Source organism: Ruegeria sp. HKCCD7221, assembly GCF_013031225.1.
Lineage (GTDB): Bacteria > Pseudomonadota > Alphaproteobacteria > Rhodobacterales > Rhodobacteraceae > Ruegeria.
The window spans coordinates 101,055-115,834 of record NZ_WPZE01000011.1 but is presented as its reverse complement, the minus strand read 5'-3'; the positions used below and the strand labels follow the sequence as shown (position 1 = coordinate 115,834).

Here is a 14,780-nt window from a genome sequence, read left to right as displayed (position 1 = left end):
TCAAGTGTCGGTCTACCAGACCCTGAAACTTGGGGACCTTTGGCTAAGCCGCCTGAGGTTTTTTAGTGACCGAGCGATTTCTGCTTTGTCCGCATAGCAGTCATTGAAACTTAACAAAAGCCAAAAAAAACGGCCCAATGGGACCGCTTTTTTATTCTCTCTTTTAGCACTCGGATCAATCCAGCGTCCGCGTGACCTCTTCGCGCTCGAAGATTTCGATCACGTCGCCGGCGCGGATATCGTCGTAGTTTTCGAACGCCATACCGCATTCCTGACCCGACTGAACCTCGGCCACTTCGTCCTTGAAGCGCTTCAGCGTTTTCAGCGTGCCTTCGTGGATCACCACGTTGTCGCGCAGCAGGCGCACGCCTGCCGAACGACGCGCCACACCTTCGGTGACCAGACAGCCGGCAACCTTGCCGACACCGGTGACCTTGAAGACTTCGCGGATCTCGGCGTAGCCGATGAACTTCTCGCGGATCTCGGCGCTCAGTAGGCCCGATGCGGCGGCTTTCACGTCGTCCACCAGGTCATAGATCACCGAGTAATAGCGAATCTCGACACCCTTCTGGTTCGCGGTGTTCCGCGCTGATGCGTTGGCACGGACGTTGAAGCCCATGACAGGGGCACCCGAGGCTTCGGCCAGGCCGATATCCGTTTCGGTGATCGCACCCACGCCCGAGTGCAGAACGCGCACGCGGACTTCGTCGTTGCCGATTTTCTCCATCGCCTGAACGATGGCCTCGGCAGAACCCTGCACGTCAGCTTTGACGAGGATCGGCAACTCGGCCACGTTCTCGTCTTCTTTCGCCTTCTGCATCAGTTGCTCAAGGGTGGTCGCAGCACCAGCGGCGGCGCGTTTGTCCTTGGCGGCTTGCTCACGGTATTCCGCGATCTCACGCGCTTGCGCTTCGGTCTCGGTCACGTTCAGAACGTCACCAGCTTCGGGCGTACCATTCAGACCCAGAACCTCGACCGGAACCGAGGGGCCGGCCTCTTTCACGCGGTCGCCCTTGTCGTTGATCAGCGCACGGACCTTACCGTATTGCTCACCCACAACGAAGATATCACCCTGACGCAGTGTGCCGTTCTGAACCAGAACGGTGGCGACGGGGCCACGGCCCACGTCCAACTGCGCCTCGATCACGGCACCCTGGGCGGCGCGATCGGGGTTGGCTTTCAATTCCAGAATCTCGGCCTGCAGCGCGATGGCTTCCAGCAGTTCGTCCAGGCCCTGACCGGTGACGGCCGAGACCTCAACATCCTGAACCTCACCCGACATCTTCTCGACGATCACCTCATGCTGCAGCAGGTCGGTGCGCACTTTGTCGGGGTTGGCTTCGGGCTTGTCGATCTTGTTGATCGCCACGATCATCGGCACTTCGGCGGCCTTGGCGTGGTTGATCGCCTCGATGGTCTGCGGCATCACCGCGTCATCGGCAGCGACCACCAGAACCACGATATCCGTGACCTGAGCCCCGCGCGAACGCATCGAGGTAAAGGCCGCGTGGCCCGGCGTATCCAGGAAGGTTAGCGTGGTGCCGCCATCGGTTTTCACCTGATAGGCGCCGATGTGCTGGGTGATGCCCCCGGCCTCACCCGCCACAACGCGTGCGTCACGGATCGCGTCCAACAGCGAGGTTTTGCCGTGGTCAACGTGACCCATGATGGTGATGACCGGCGGACGCGGCTGCAGTTCGTCATCGCTGTCTTCGACCTCTTTGATGACGTCTTCAACATCCGAATCAGAGACACGGGTGACCTTATGGCCAAATTCTTCGATGATCAGCTCGGCAGTATCGGCGTCGATGGTCTGGTTCTGCGTGACCATCATGCCCATCTGCATCAGCGATTTGACTACATCCGCCACACGCTCGGCCATACGGTTGGCCAATTCCGAAACCATGATCGCCTCGGGCAACTGTACGTCACGGATCACCTTTTCCCGCTCGACCGGGGCACCCATGGCTTTCTGACGCGCGCGCTCCTGCTTGCGCTTCATCGACGCCATCGAGCGTTGACGGTTGCCTTCGCCGCCGGTGGCCTGACCCAGTGTCAGCTTGCCCGAGCGGCGGTTATCGTCACGGCCCTTGCCACGACCGCGCTGTTCGCGTTCGCGGTCTTGCTTGCGCGGAGCGGCAGCAGGCGCAGGCTTGCTGGCCGGGCTGCGCGCGGCTTTGGGTTCTTCGGGCGCGGGGGCGGCGGCAGCGCGCTTGGCGGCTTCTTCCGCCTCTTTGCGCTTGCGCTCTTCTTCCTCGGCCTTGGCGCGGGCACGTTCTTCGGCCTCGCGCTGTTCGTGTTCCTTGGCCTCCTGTTCGGCACGGCGGCGGGCGCGTTCTTCTTCACGCGCCTTTTCCTGCGCTTCGCGAGCGGCGGCTTCTTCAGCCTCACGCGCCTTGGCAGCTTGCAGCGCCTTCATCCGGCGTGCCATTTCCGCGTCGGAAATCCCGGCAGGACGGCGCGACGGATCACCCGAGGGCGTTGCACCGCCACCCGGCTTTCCGGCACCCGGCTTGGGGACCACCACGCGTTTGCGTTTGGTTTCCACCACGACATTCTTGGTGCGTCCGTGGCTGAAACTCTGTTTCACATTTCCGGGGCGTGCCCCGCCACGAAGACCCAATGTCTTTTTGCCGTCACTATCGCTCATAAAGCTTCTTACCCTTCCGAGCGGCCCTTGCCGCCGTCATCCGTTTCGCGCAAGCCACGCAGGCGCTGCGCTTCCTCTACAACACGTTTGGCGAGTCCGCCAGAGGCCAGCGCCGCATGAATCACGGTTTGGCGCCCAAATGCCGCCCCTAATTCATCCGCTGTCAGCCAACCGATGTATTTTCCGAAGTGCGGCGTGCTGAGTTTCGACTTGCCGCGCCCCGATCCATCAGAGGCCTGAATCAGTACCTGAGCCTCTTCCCGGTCCAGCCACGTCTTGACCTTTTCATATCCCGCGACTGCGTCGCCGGACTTACGCGCCAGGCTGATCAGTTCGATCACCCGCCGCGCGACTTGTTTTTCAACCTCGTCAGCCAGGTCCGTCTGCGCCGTTGCCTGCGCCTTGAACCCGCGCGAGAACAGCTTTTTGCCGACGGCCTTATCCAGCGCGGCGCGATCCGCCGCTACATAGACCCCACGCCCCGGCAATTTTGCCGCAACATCGGGAAAGACCTGACCATCCGGCCCCATCACAAAGCGGATCAACCCGTATTTTGGCTGAACCTCGCCCGTGGCGATGCACTTGCGCTCGGGGCCTTCCGACCGATCCTTATGGACGCCACCGCAACCCATTCACGCCACCCCGAGGCCCTGAGATCAGGCCTCGGCCTCCTCGTCAGCTTCGCCTTCGACCTCTTCTTCGGCCTGCTCCAGCTCGGCCGGATCGACCCAGCCCAGCATGATGCGGGCGGTCATGACCAAATCCTGCGCTTCTTCCAGCGTAATGCCAAAAGGTTCCAGAACACCGTCATCCTTGATGCGCTCGCCGTCGACCGTGGTCCAGCCACCGGCCAGTTCCCAGTCGGCGCACGTGGCGAAGTCTTCCAACGTCTTCACGTCATCCTTGGCCAGCGCTTCTACCATCTGGGGTGTGAGGCCTTCGAATTCAATAAGGCTGTCCTCGGCACCCAGCGCACGGGCAGCATCCAACGCCGCCTTGGCCTGAGCTTCCAGGAATTCACGAGCCCGGGTCTGCAGTTCCTTCGCGGTGCCTTCGTCAACACCGTCGATGACCAGCAGCTCGTCCAGCTCGACATAGGCAACTTCTTCGAGGTTTGTGAACCCTTCAGAAACCAGCAACTGCGCGAAGAATTCGTCCAGATCCAGGCTGTCCATGAACAACTGAGTGCGGGCTTCGAATTCTTTCTGACGACGCGCCGATTCTTCGGCCTCGGTCATGATGTCGATGTCCAGGCCGGTCAGCTGACTGGCCAGACGCACGTTCTGACCGCGACGGCCGATAGCCAGAGACAGCTGTTCCTCGGGCACAACCACTTCGATCTTGCCGGCCTCTTCGTCCAGAACCACCTTGGAAACCTCGGCGGGTTGCAGCGCGTTCACCAGGAAGGTCGGCTGATCTTCATTCCACGGGATGATGTCGATCTTTTCACCCTGCAGTTCGTTCACAACGGCCTGCACGCGGCTGCCGCGCATACCAACGCAGGCACCGACGGGGTCGATCGAACCGTCATACGAAATCACGGCAATCTTGGCGCGCGAACCGGGGTCACGGGCCACAGCTTTGACTTCGATGATGCCGTCATAGATTTCCGGCACTTCCATCTTGAACAGCTCAGCCATGAATTCCGGCGCGGTGCGCGACAGGAAGATCTGGTGGCCACGGACCTCGCGGCGAACCTCTTTGATGTAGGCGCGCACGCGGTCGTTGGGACGATAGCTTTCACGGCCGATCTTGTCATTGCGGCGCAGAACGGCCTCGGCTCCACCCAGATCGACGATGACATTGCCGAATTCCTCGCGCTTGACCGCACCGTTGATGATGGTGCCTGCGCGATCCTTGAATTCTTCGTACTGACGGTCACGCTCGGCTTCGCGGACCTTTTGCAGGATCACCTGCTTGGCAGATTGCGCCGCGATCCGGCCCATTTCAACCGGCGGGACTTCTTCGACGAAGACGTCACCGACCTCAGGGTTTTCCATGTATTGCTTGGCTTGCTCGACAGTGAACTCGGCCTGATAGTTTTCCAGCTCTTCATCCTCGACCACGGTGCGGACGCGGGTAAAGGTCGCCTTGCCGGTCTTGCGGTCGATCGACACGCGGATGTCCATCTCAGCGCCGTAGCGGCTCTTGGCGGCACGGGCGAGCGATTCTTCCATCGCTTCGACAACCAGACCGGGGTCGATCATCTTTTCGCGGGCCACGGCCTCGGCGGTCTGCAGCAGCTCCAGCTGGTTGGCTGAGGTGATTGCCATCAGTTCGTCTCCTCTTCGGACCCTTCGGTCTCAATCTCGTCGAAAGCGTTTTCGTTCAGGGCACCGGCATCTTTGCGCTGGCGCAGCATTTCCTTGATCAGATCATCGGTCAGGACCAGCTTGGCATCGCTCAGCCAGTCGAATTGCAGACCAATGGTGATTGTCTCGGACCCTTCGGGGATATTGATCAGAACCTCATCCCCTTCGATCCCGGCCAATTCGCCCTTAAACCGGCGGCGGCCGTCGATCAGTTCAGCGGTCTCGATCTTGGCCTCATACCCTTCGAAGGTCTCAAAATCCTTCAGACGGGTCAGAGGGCGGTCGATGCCGGGGCTGGACACCTCAAGCGTATAAGCGTCAAGGATCGGGTCCTCGACGTCTAGCGTGGCGCTGACCGCGTTGGAAATCTCGGCGCAATCATCCACTTCGATGCCGCCATCGGGCTTGTCCGCCATGATCTGCAGCGTGGTCAACTTACCGCTCATCAAACGGATGCGAACCAACTCATACCCCAGATCCTCGATCACGGGGGTTATGATCTCGGCAAGTCGCCGGTCAATGGCAGCTTTGGCTATCAGGTCGTTTGTCATTCGGGTCTCTACCCTTCAATCGGGCACAAAAAAACGGGCGCGCGGCCCGTCGTACTTTCCGGTGGAGCTTTGAACCAGAAGTCCAACGCGCCGCTGTTGGAACTGCATATACGCAGGGTTTCCCGAGTCTGCAACCCCCGGCGGGAATTAAGCCAGCCACCACCGCTCGGCGATGCGCCCGTCGTCCAGGGCACGCGCCTGTCCGACCTGACCCGGCATTCCGACACGAGCGGCCACGGCCAGCGCCATATCCGTCTCGCTTGGGAAAAAGCGCAAACCGCGTTGCCCCCTTAAATCGTCCTGCGCGGGCAGAGCTGTGACGTCCACATAGCCATCCCGCAAAGCCTCAGCCCGAACACGCGCATCAGGGATCACGATAACTTCCAGCGCATCGACCCAGCCCGCCTGACCGCTTTTATAGTGACCGGCGACTTTGCGCCCCAATAAATGCCGCCCGTCTTCGGCGCGCTCGACCCGGTAACATCCGGTGCCGTTGGCCGCGCGCAATGGCGTTACGTCTTGCCCATTGCGCGTTATGACAAATCGACTGTCTGCCAGCAGAAACGGCAGGCCCGGATTAGCTTCCGCCAGTTCTAGCCGCAGGGATAAGGGCGAGGTGGCCTCAACACGCCCGACCTGTTCCAGCACGGCAATAACGTCGGCAACGTCCAACGGGGCCTCATCATGGAACAGAACACCAGGGCGCAGATCGAAACGCCAAACCCGCGCGTTCGCATCGGTTTGCCAGCCTGTCGCCAATTCCGCGCGCAACGTGCCATCCGGCGCGATCTCGGTCAGCGTGTCGAACACAGCGCCACGCGCCACCTGTTCAAGGCTTTCGTCCCGGGGCACGGCCAATCGCAGCGTTCCGCCGGACTTGGGCGTGTTGGCCAATGACGCGCCGGTTGCTGCCAGCAGAGCCGCTGCTGCACCCGAAGCAAACAAGGCACGACGGTCCATGCGGGTCATGCGATGCCCTCCGCCACGCGGTCCATGATACGCACCAACTCGGCGCTGATGCCCGGCTCGGACAGGGCATGGCCTGCCTGTCGCACCATCTTGAGCTCGGCATTGGGCCAGCGTTCCGCCAAGGACCACGCGGCCTGCGGCGGGCAGATCATGTCATACCGCCCCTGAACAATATGGCCGGGGATATGGGCGATCCGGTGCATCTGATCCAAAATCTGCCCGTCCTTCTCAAAAAAGGCACTGTGCGTGAAATAGTGATTCTCAAGCCGTGCAAAGGCGCGCGCGTATTCGCCGGGGCTTTCACCCGTCGACCCGTGCGAATGGATCGAGGCCAGCGCGTTCTCCCACGCCGACCACGCCCGCGCATACAGGATTTCCGTCGCCCGATCGCCCGAGAACAGGCGTTTGTGATAGGCGCCTATCGTGTCCGACAACTCATCCTCGGTCAGCAGAGCGGTGAATTTTGCCCATTGCTCGGGCCAGAACTTGCCCGCGCCGCCGCCATAGAACCAATCCAGTTCGGCCTGCGTGGCCAGAAACACACCGCGCAGCACCAGCCGGTTCACCCGGTCCGGATACGCCTGCGCATAGACCAACGCTAGCGTCGCGCCCCAACTGCCGCCAAACACCGTCCAATCGTCGATATCCAGCAGAGTCCGCAGGCGTTCGATGTCATCCACCAGATCCCACGTCGTATTATCCACCACCGAGGCATGAGGCCGCGACCGGCCACACCCGCGCTGATCAAACAGAATCACCCGAAACACGCGCGGATCAAAATACCGCCGCATCGCCGGGCTACATCCGCCACCGGGGCCACCATGCAACACGACAACCGGCAGCCCCTCGGGATTGCCGCATTGCTCCATATAAATACGGTGCCCATCGCCTACATCGACCATTCGCTGATCGAACGGGTCGATCGGCGGGTACAGATATTGAACTGCGCGCTTTTGGTCCGGGTACTTATCCATTAGGGCCCTATATAGTCTTTAATCGTAAAAGAGCACACGGAGACAGGAATGCAAGCGCATCCGAACACGGTGGACCCGTCCGAGATCGCAAAATTCGAGGCGATGGCGGCTGAATGGTGGGATCCCCATGGGAAATTCAAACCGCTGCACATGCTGAATCCGTGCCGTCTGGATTATATCACACAACAGATTGCGGGTGAATTTGACCGTGACCCGACGACCGCGAAACCATTCGAAGGCCTGCGCCTGCTGGATATCGGCTGCGGCGGCGGGCTTTTAAGCGAGCCGATGGCGCGTTTGGGCGCGACGGTCGTGGGCGCCGACGCCGCCGAGGGCAACCTACCCGTCGCCCGTATCCATGCCGAACAATCGGGACTTGAGATCGACTATCGCCACACCAGAGCCGAGGACATGGCCGCTGCGGGCGAACAATTCGACGTCGTGTTGAACATGGAAGTGGTCGAGCACGTAGCCGATCCATTGGGCTTCCTGACCGCCTCGCAACAACTGCTGAAACCGGGTGGGTTGCTGATCTGCTCGACCATCAACCGCAACCCGAAATCCTATGCGATGGCCATTTTCGGGGCCGAGGTCGTCATGCGCTGGCTGCCGCGCGGCACGCATGAATGGAACAAGTTCATCACCCCCGACGAGCTGTTCGACCTGCTGCGCCAATCCGGGCTGGACCCGGTCGACCGCAAGGGCTTCGTCTTCAACCCGATTCTGTGGAGCTGGTCGATCTCGGACCGGGATTTAAGCGTGAATTATGTGACGGCGAGTGTGAAGGCGGGCTGAGCTTACTCCCCCTCCAACTGCAACCGCAAATCCCTCAACACGGGCAGCGTGCCGCGGACACGCTCCAACCCCAGCTCTCCAACCACACGGTTAATCAGCGGGGCGATAGAGGAAATCGCCTGATCGCGGGCGCGGCGGCCGGCAGGGCTGATCGCGACCATTTTGCGGCGGGCGTCGTCCCAGTCGGGGCGGATGTGGATGTATCCGGCCCATTCCAGCTTGGCCAATGTGTTGGTCATCGCGCCTCGGGTCACGTGGAAGGTGCTGGCGAGTTGCGCGGGTGTCCGTTCTCCTCCGGCATAGGCCAGATGGTTCAGCACCGAGAAATGCGAGATTTCCATGCCCTTGGGCAGCACTCGGCTCAGCCGGTTGCGCAATAGCTGGTCGGCGGTCAGGATCTCACTGAAAAGTGTGACCGCAAGGGCATTGGTGTCGTCCGTCATTGGGTCCGGCTCTGGGTCAGGGGCCGTCAAAAGCCCGCAGGTGCGTCAATGAAGGCACGCGGCGGCGCGCCTCTGACACAGAACTATCATCCAAATCAAAAATGTGAATGCCCGGATCGGTACCTGCGTCGATGATGACCTCTCCCCACGGGGCGACGACCATGCTGTGACCGTAGGTATAGCGCGTTCTGCCACGGATTTTGGGATGCTCTCCGGTTTGGGCCGGTGCCAGCACCCAAGCGCCGTTTTCAATCGCCCGGGCACGCAACAGCGATTCCCAATGTGCAGCCCCCGTAACTGGGGAAAACGCCGCAGGAACAGTCAAGATGCGCGCACCAGCCTGAGCCAGCGCCGCATAGAGGTGGGGAAAGCGGATATCGTAGCAAACGGTCAGGCCAACTTTGCCGAAGTCTGTCTCGGCAATCACGGCCCGGTCGCCGGGGCGGTAGTTTCGAGATTCCCGATAAGTCTCGGTCTCTGTGACCTGCACGTCAAACATGTGGATCTTGTCATACCGCGCAACGATCTGCCCCTGCGGGTCGATCATGATGGAACGGTTGGCAAAACGCCCGTCCGCGTCTTGAGTTTTGACCGCCAGCGAGCCGATCAACAGCCATACGCCCAGCGCCTGCGCGTGACCGCGCAGCCCGGCCAGCGTCAGGTCATCTTCTTCGTGCTGCAATACTTCACGCTGCCGCGTTGTCGAGGTCGAGACGCAGTTCGTTACCTCGGGGGTGAGGATGAACTGCGCGCCCTGTTCGGCCGCCTCGGTCATCAGGGCGCGCACCATCTTCAGATTTTCGGACGGATCATCCGACGAGGTGACCTGCAGCAGCGCAGTCAGCATCACGCGGCCAGAAGCCGGTCCAGCTTGCCCTGACGCTCCAACTCATAAAGATCGTCGCAGCCACCCACGTGCTGCGTGCCGATGAAAATCTGTGGCACGGTGCGTTTACCACCAGCGCGCTTGATCATCTCGGGCTTGCGTTTGGGGTGTATCAAAACATCGACTTCTTTGAACTCAACGCCTTTCTGTTTCAGCAGTCGTTTGGCCGCGTGGCAAAAGCCGCATAGCGGAGAGGTATAGATTTCAACAGGTTTCATAATTCGTCCCTTGGGGTTTCAAGTAATCTTCGACGAATTAGGCATCCTTGGCAACGCGCGCTAGGGTCAACACGAAAATATGATTTGCGCCAGATGCAAGGCAGACACTTGCACAAGCGGACAGCGTCGCGCCGGACGTCATCACGTCGTCGACCAGCAGGACATCCCGCCCCTGCATCCGGTGCCGCCGCTTGGGATGCGCAACAATCACGTCTTCCAATGTCCGCGCGCGTTCCGCTGCAGTTTTTCCATCCAGAATCGGAGTTCGGACGGGCCGAACCAAAAGGTCGGGACACACCTGAAATCCGGTTTCCCGCCCCACGTGGTGCGCCAACAAAGCGGATTGGTTGTATCGCCGTTTTAACAATCTGGTCCAATGCAGCGGCACCGGAGCGAGCAGCATGTTGTCACGAAACAAGTCACGCCCTGCCTGCACCATCCATCGCGCCGCCGGGCGCGCCAGTTCCGAGCGGTCACCATGTTTCAGCGCCAATATCAGCGCCCGCGCCCTGCCTTTGTATAAAAGAGCGGAACGCCCATCCCGCCACGGCCGGGAAACCTTCATGCAGTCATCGCATTCAATCCGGTGCCCGTCCGGATCACCGGGCAAGGGGACGCCGCAGCTTTCGCAGACGGTGCCCCCGATAAATGGCGTGTCACTCCAGCAGGGTCCGCACAGGGCAAAGTCCGATTCTGTCAGCGCGCCGCATCCCAGACAGCGCGGCGGATAGATCAATTGGACGGCGGTTTGAATCCGCGGCCAGATGCGATAGTTGCCCCTTATGAAGCTGCCTGTCTCCAATGCACCCTCTTTGTTTGACCGCTTTGCCCTGACAAAGCATCGCGCCCGCGCGCAAGACGACGCATTGTTTTTGCACCGCGCCGCGATTGACGAGGTGCAGGATCGCCTCTCCATGGTTAACAAAAGCTTTACCGCCCCGGCGATCGTGACGCCCTTTGCGCATGTTTGGCAGGGTGTGTTGCCCAAAGCGCATATCGTTGCCGATGAAGATGTTTTGCGGCTGACGCCCGGCGCGCACGATCTGGTGGTACACGCAATGGCGTTGCACTGGGCTAACGATCCGGTCGGGCAACTGATTCAGTGCCATCGCGCGCTTAAACCCGACGGGCTGTTGCTGGTTGCGTGTCTGGGTGGGGAAACCCTGCACGAGCTGCGCACATCCCTGGGGAAGGCCGAGATCGAGGTCACCGGCGGCCTCAGCCCGCGCATTGCCCCGATGGGTGAGTTGCGCGATCTGGGCGGATTGCTGCAACGGGCGGGTTTCGCTCTGCCTGTCGCCGATACCGCGCGCCTGACTGCGGAATACCGCGACATAGTCCACCTGATGCACGATCTGCGCGCGATGGGAGAGACCAACAGCCTGTCCGAGAGGTTAAAGCACCCCACCCGACGGCAGGTCTTTGGACGGGCGCAAGACATCTATGCCGAAAATTTCGCAACCCCGCAGGGTCGTCTGGCGACAACTTTCGAATTGATCTGTTTGACCGGTTGGTCGCCCGATGAAAGCCAGCAAAAACCCCTGCGCCCCGGATCGGCACAAGCGCGCCTTGCCGACGCACTGGGAACAAAAGAAGGCAAACTGTCCGATTGACGGCGGGCTAATTCCGTTTATCTCAGCCCGAAACACGACGATTTCAGGAAGCATCCCATGTTTGACGCCACCCGCCCCGCTCATGCCCCCGACGACCACCCGAAGGTCAAAATGGGCCGCGTCGGTATTCTTTTGGCCAATCTGGGCACCCCGGACGATTACAGCTATTGGCCAATGCGTCGCTATTTGAACGAGTTCCTGTCGGATCAGCGCGTCATCGACTATCCGAAATGGAAATGGCAGCCGATCCTGCAAGGTATCATCCTGACCAAGCGGCCTTTTAGCTCGGGTGAGGCGTACAAGTCGATCTGGAACCACGACAAGGGTGAAAGCCCGCTGATGACGATCACCAAGGATCAGACGGCCAAGCTGCGCGAGGCGATGCAGGCACGTTATGGCGATCAGGTGATGGTGGATTTCTGCATGCGCTACGGCAACCCTTCGACCAAGTCCAAGGTGCATGAGATGGCGGCGGCAGGCTGTGACCGCATCCTGTTCTTCCCGCTCTATCCGCAATATGCAGGCGCGACGACCGCCACGGCAAACGATCAGTTCTTTCGCGCGCTGATGGAAGAAGCGTGGCAGCCTGCGTCACGCACCGTTCCCGCCTATTTCGACGAACCCGCCTATATCGACGCCTTGGCCGGTTCAGTCCAGAACGCCTATGCCGCGATGGAAACCAAACCAGATATTCTGGTCTGTTCCTACCACGGGATGCCGGAACGCTATCTGCAGCAGGGCGATCCGTATCACTGCCAATGCGCGAAAACGACCCGGCTTTTGAAAGAGCGTCTGGGATGGCAGGATGACCAGCTTGTCTCGACATTCCAATCCCGGTTCGGGCCGGAAGAATGGCTGAAACCCTATACAGTCGATCATGTTGCTGAGTTGGCGCGGCAGGGTAAGAAGAATATTGCCGTCATCGCTCCGGCGTTTTCCGCCGATTGCATCGAAACGCTGGAGGAGATCAACGAAGAGATCAAAGAAAGCTTTGAAGAGGCCGGCGGCGAGACCTTTACCTATATACCCTGCCTGAACGATGACGATTCGCACATCGCTGCGCTTGGCAAAGTGATCGAAGACAATCTGAAAGGCTGGTTGGACTAATTCGCCCCGGCCCTTGGGCATAAAAAAAGGCGGTGGAAAACTCCACCGCCTTTTCTTTGTATTGCGCTCGTCGAATTAGCTTGCTGCAACAGCTGCGGCAACCACAACCAGCAGGACCAGCGGCAGGATGATGCCCTGCGACGAACCCTGAGTTTCTTCGACAACAACAGGTGCTTCAACAACCGGCTCTTCCAGGTTGCCAGCATAAGCGGTCGATGCAGCAGCGGTCAGTGCAGCGGCGAGAACGAGTTTCTTCATATTAACCTCCAGAATACGCACGGTTTCATATATTGAAACCGCACACCCAAGACTTACCTCGTGTTTTTTTCTAATCAGCTATCCGACTGGAATGCAAATGGAACTTGCGCCAAAAGCGGGTTCGTGCGCGGAAATGTCGTCAAATAAGCAACACTTGCGTACCTACGTTCGCCATTGAAAACAACTCGGCAATATCCTCGTTAAACAGACCGATGCATCCGTTGGATGATCTGCGTCCGATTTTACGTGTGTCATGTGTGCCGTGAATCCGATAGTACTTCCAGCTTAGATACAAAGCGTGCGTTCCCAACGGGTTATCCGGCCCCGGAGGGATGTAGTCCGGCCATTCTGGATTTCTTTTTTTCATGGATGGCGTTGGTGACCAGCTTGGTCCTTCAACCTTGCGGATGACACTTGTGCGGCCACGGCGCGTTAATTCCTCGGTCAGAGGCACCGAAGACGGATAGAGTTTGTAGACCGATTGATCATCTGACCAATAATGCAGCGCGCGTGATACCGTATCGACCAGAATGGCCCCGTTCCGCGTGTTCGAGAAATAAGGCTGCCAATCCAGCGCACGGAAGCCCGAAACGTTTCTACGGACCTGCGGTTCAGGTTCCGGCGCAGGACGGAGCGGATCACCGGGGATGTACTGCGCGATCGCGGGCGAGGCTAAAACAGCCGAAGCGCCGGTTAAAAATCCACGGCGGGTCGTCGAGGGAATGAGCTTCTTGACCATATCAGGCGGTCCTTTGCTAAACCAAAGTTGAAAATCTAACGCATTTTATTGCCAGAATACCTCATTCGCAAATCAAACCGGCAGAATCACGCGAGAATCAGCTTTTGCAGGTTTGCCCAAGTCAGTCGGGCGCGCTATGCCGTAAGGCATCACAATCATCAGGTCGGCCATGACGCGTATTATTTCATTACTTTTCGTTTGCTTCGTTGCGCTGGCAGCGTGCACCCCCAGCAGCACCCCAACCTATGGGTCGGATGGTCGCCCGCTGCCGACGGTTTACAAGATTCGCGGAAACCCGGAAAAGTTGCAGTTCCGGATGCTTGATTCGGTGAACGCGCTGCGTCAGGCGTCGGGGCTGCAATCTGTGCAGTTGAACTCGCAGCTTAACGCGGCTGCGGCGACTCATTCCAAGGACATGGCGCGCCAGAACCGGCCATGGCACTTCGGATCAGACGGTTCATCGCCAATCGACCGCGCCGCACGCGTGGGGTATTTCGGTACTTTCCTGGGCGAAGCGATCTCGGAGACCTACGAGACCGAGACCGAGACGCTGGCCGCATGGATGCAGGAGCCGGGTCCGCGGTCCGTGATCATGGACCCGAAAGCCACACAGATGGGCTTTGCCTGGCATCAGGAAAATGGCGGCAAAATCTGGTGGACCCTGGAAATGGGAACCGGCGGCTAAGACGCCAATCCAGCCAAAAAAGAAAGCCCCCGAAAATCGGGGGCTTTTTTATTGTTTGTCAGTGGCTTATGCCGCTTGCATCGACTGTGCCTCGGTCAAGATCGCATAAAGCTTGACCGGATCGGGATTGGCCCGAAGCTTGGCGCAAACCGCAGTGTCCCGCAGCGTTCTAGATACCAGAGCAAGGGCCTTCAGGTGATCGACACCGGCCTCTTCCGGCGCAAAAAGCGCAAACGCGATATCGACGGGCTGCCGGTCAACCGAGCCAAAATCAATCGGCTTTTCCAGCATGACAAAAGCCCCGGACACCTCTTCGACTTCGTTCAGACGAGCATGCGGCAAGGCCACGCCATGCCCAACACCCGTCGGCCCAAGGCTTTCACGTTCCAGCAAACTGTCCACAACTGTTTGCGCTTCAAGTCCCAGAATCCCGGCCGCAATATCGCCGATTTCCTGAAACAACCGCTTCTTACTGGAAGCGGCGGACAAAACACGTACTGCTTCGGGCTTTAGTATGCTCGAAAGCTCCATGATCACGCTCCACGGCAATGCCCCCGCTAATGCAGGGGCTAGCCTTGCT

The 14,780-nt window shown here is 59.6% G+C and carries 17 protein-coding genes; 4 read left to right on the top strand and 13 right to left on the bottom strand.

Annotation, left to right across the window (positions count from 1 at the left end; genetic code table 11):
* Positions 1-175: 175 nt before the first annotated feature.
* From infB to pip, 6 genes are all read right to left on the bottom strand, one after another.
* Positions 176-2,650, bottom strand: a complete 2,475-nt coding sequence (gene infB, locus GOX73_RS19350) for a translation initiation factor IF-2 (protein ID WP_171126682.1) — start codon at positions 2,648-2,650, stop codon at positions 176-178.
* Between the two features lie 8 nt (positions 2,651-2,658).
* Positions 2,659-3,282, bottom strand: a complete 624-nt coding sequence (locus GOX73_RS19345) for an RNA-binding protein (RefSeq protein ID WP_171126681.1) — start codon at positions 3,280-3,282, stop codon at positions 2,659-2,661.
* Positions 3,283-3,306: 24 nt separating this feature from the next.
* Positions 3,307-4,923, bottom strand: a complete 1,617-nt coding sequence (gene nusA, locus GOX73_RS19340) for a transcription termination factor NusA (protein WP_171126680.1) — start codon at positions 4,921-4,923, stop codon at positions 3,307-3,309.
* Positions 4,923-5,513, bottom strand: coding sequence for a ribosome maturation factor RimP (gene rimP, locus GOX73_RS19335; protein WP_171126679.1), 591 nt, complete (start codon positions 5,511-5,513; stop codon positions 4,923-4,925). The genes nusA and rimP overlap by 1 nt, the downstream gene beginning before the upstream one ends.
* Positions 5,514-5,660: 147 nt before the next feature.
* Entirely contained in the window at positions 5,661-6,482 is an 822-nt protein-coding gene (locus tag GOX73_RS19330; RefSeq protein WP_171126678.1) for an ABC transporter substrate-binding protein, read from the bottom strand.
* Positions 6,479-7,456 carry a prolyl aminopeptidase gene (gene pip, locus GOX73_RS19325; RefSeq protein WP_171126677.1) on the bottom strand — a complete coding sequence of 326 codons (978 nt, stop codon included), beginning with the start codon at positions 7,454-7,456 and terminating at the stop codon, positions 6,479-6,481. The genes GOX73_RS19330 and pip overlap by 4 nt, the downstream gene beginning before the upstream one ends.
* Before the next feature lie 48 nt (positions 7,457-7,504).
* Between pip and ubiG the strand changes: the two genes are divergently transcribed.
* Positions 7,505-8,251, top strand: a complete 747-nt coding sequence (gene ubiG, locus GOX73_RS19320) for a bifunctional 2-polyprenyl-6-hydroxyphenol methylase/3-demethylubiquinol 3-O-methyltransferase UbiG (protein ID WP_171126676.1) — start codon at positions 7,505-7,507, stop codon at positions 8,249-8,251.
* A gap of 2 nt (positions 8,252-8,253) precedes the next feature.
* On the opposite strand, the gene GOX73_RS19315 is transcribed toward ubiG, so the two are convergent.
* Genes GOX73_RS19315 through GOX73_RS19300 form a run of 4 tightly spaced genes read right to left on the bottom strand, consistent with a single transcriptional unit; the run spans position 8,254 to position 10,600 of the window.
* The gene (locus tag GOX73_RS19315) at positions 8,254-8,694 is read right to left on the bottom strand and encodes a MarR family winged helix-turn-helix transcriptional regulator (RefSeq protein WP_171126675.1); all 441 of its coding nucleotides are present in this window, start codon (positions 8,692-8,694) and stop codon (positions 8,254-8,256) included.
* 16 nt (positions 8,695-8,710) lie between these two features.
* Entirely contained in the window at positions 8,711-9,541 is an 831-nt protein-coding gene (locus GOX73_RS19310; RefSeq protein ID WP_171126674.1) for a carbon-nitrogen hydrolase family protein, read from the bottom strand.
* Positions 9,541-9,798, bottom strand: coding sequence for a glutaredoxin 3 (gene grxC / locus GOX73_RS19305; RefSeq protein WP_171125942.1), 258 nt, complete (start codon positions 9,796-9,798; stop codon positions 9,541-9,543). The genes GOX73_RS19310 and grxC overlap by 1 nt, the downstream gene beginning before the upstream one ends.
* A gap of 37 nt (positions 9,799-9,835) precedes the next feature.
* Positions 9,836-10,600 (bottom strand): ComF family protein, encoded by a 765-nt coding sequence (locus GOX73_RS19300; RefSeq protein WP_174825726.1) that lies wholly within the window; start codon positions 10,598-10,600, stop codon positions 9,836-9,838.
* Between GOX73_RS19300 and GOX73_RS19295 the strand changes: the two genes are divergently transcribed.
* Positions 10,581-11,411: a methyltransferase domain-containing protein gene (locus GOX73_RS19295; RefSeq protein ID WP_171126673.1), complete on the top strand. Its 831-nt coding sequence runs from the start codon at positions 10,581-10,583 to the stop codon at positions 11,409-11,411. The genes GOX73_RS19300 and GOX73_RS19295 overlap by 20 nt on opposite strands.
* Before the next feature lie 57 nt (positions 11,412-11,468).
* On the top strand, positions 11,469-12,518 hold the full coding sequence (gene hemH / locus GOX73_RS19290; protein WP_171125938.1) for a ferrochelatase: 1,050 nt from the start codon (positions 11,469-11,471) through the stop codon (positions 12,516-12,518).
* A 75-nt stretch (positions 12,519-12,593) separates the two neighbouring features.
* Here the strand turns inward: hemH and GOX73_RS19285 are convergent, their stop codons facing one another.
* Together GOX73_RS19285 and GOX73_RS19280 are read right to left on the bottom strand one after the other, a co-directional pair.
* The gene (locus GOX73_RS19285) at positions 12,594-12,776 is read right to left on the bottom strand and encodes a hypothetical protein (protein ID WP_108861641.1); all 183 of its coding nucleotides are present in this window, start codon (positions 12,774-12,776) and stop codon (positions 12,594-12,596) included.
* A 139-nt stretch (positions 12,777-12,915) separates the two neighbouring features.
* Positions 12,916-13,515, bottom strand: a complete 600-nt coding sequence (locus GOX73_RS19280; protein WP_171125937.1) for a L,D-transpeptidase — start codon at positions 13,513-13,515, stop codon at positions 12,916-12,918.
* Between the two features lie 169 nt (positions 13,516-13,684).
* On the opposite strand from GOX73_RS19280, the gene GOX73_RS19275 reads away from it, so the two are divergent.
* Entirely contained in the window at positions 13,685-14,200 is a 516-nt protein-coding gene (locus GOX73_RS19275; protein ID WP_171125935.1) for a CAP domain-containing protein, read from the top strand.
* Between the two features lie 66 nt (positions 14,201-14,266).
* Here the strand turns inward: GOX73_RS19275 and GOX73_RS19270 are convergent, their stop codons facing one another.
* Positions 14,267-14,731: a PTS sugar transporter subunit IIA gene (locus GOX73_RS19270; protein ID WP_171126672.1), complete on the bottom strand. Its 465-nt coding sequence runs from the start codon at positions 14,729-14,731 to the stop codon at positions 14,267-14,269.
* Positions 14,732-14,780: the final 49 nt, after the last annotated feature.

Excerpts from the sequence above, each read along its gene's own strand:
- infB (WP_171126682.1), bottom strand. The coding sequence starts at position 2,650 with ATGAGCGATAGTGACGGCAAAAAGACATTGGGTCTTCGTGGCGGGGCA.
- GOX73_RS19345 (WP_171126681.1), bottom strand. The coding sequence starts at position 3,282 with ATGGGTTGCGGTGGCGTCCATAAGGATCGGTCGGAAGGCCCCGAGCGC.
- nusA (WP_171126680.1), bottom strand. The coding sequence starts at position 4,923 with ATGGCAATCACCTCAGCCAACCAGCTGGAGCTGCTGCAGACCGCCGAG.
- rimP (WP_171126679.1), bottom strand. The coding sequence starts at position 5,513 with ATGACAAACGACCTGATAGCCAAAGCTGCCATTGACCGGCGACTTGCC.
- GOX73_RS19330 (WP_171126678.1), bottom strand. The coding sequence starts at position 6,482 with ATGACCCGCATGGACCGTCGTGCCTTGTTTGCTTCGGGTGCAGCAGCG.
- pip (WP_171126677.1), bottom strand. The coding sequence starts at position 7,456 with ATGGATAAGTACCCGGACCAAAAGCGCGCAGTTCAATATCTGTACCCG.
- ubiG (WP_171126676.1), top strand. The coding sequence starts at position 7,505 with ATGCAAGCGCATCCGAACACGGTGGACCCGTCCGAGATCGCAAAATTC.
- GOX73_RS19315 (WP_171126675.1), bottom strand. The coding sequence starts at position 8,694 with ATGACGGACGACACCAATGCCCTTGCGGTCACACTTTTCAGTGAGATC.
- GOX73_RS19310 (WP_171126674.1), bottom strand. The coding sequence starts at position 9,541 with ATGCTGACTGCGCTGCTGCAGGTCACCTCGTCGGATGATCCGTCCGAA.
- grxC (WP_171125942.1), bottom strand. The coding sequence starts at position 9,798 with ATGAAACCTGTTGAAATCTATACCTCTCCGCTATGCGGCTTTTGCCAC.
- GOX73_RS19295 (WP_171126673.1), top strand. The coding sequence starts at position 10,581 with ATGAAGCTGCCTGTCTCCAATGCACCCTCTTTGTTTGACCGCTTTGCC.
- hemH (WP_171125938.1), top strand. The coding sequence starts at position 11,469 with ATGTTTGACGCCACCCGCCCCGCTCATGCCCCCGACGACCACCCGAAG.
- GOX73_RS19285 (WP_108861641.1), bottom strand. The coding sequence starts at position 12,776 with ATGAAGAAACTCGTTCTCGCCGCTGCACTGACCGCTGCTGCATCGACC.
- GOX73_RS19280 (WP_171125937.1), bottom strand. The coding sequence starts at position 13,515 with ATGGTCAAGAAGCTCATTCCCTCGACGACCCGCCGTGGATTTTTAACC.
- GOX73_RS19275 (WP_171125935.1), top strand. The coding sequence starts at position 13,685 with ATGACGCGTATTATTTCATTACTTTTCGTTTGCTTCGTTGCGCTGGCA.
- GOX73_RS19270 (WP_171126672.1), bottom strand. The coding sequence starts at position 14,731 with ATGGAGCTTTCGAGCATACTAAAGCCCGAAGCAGTACGTGTTTTGTCC.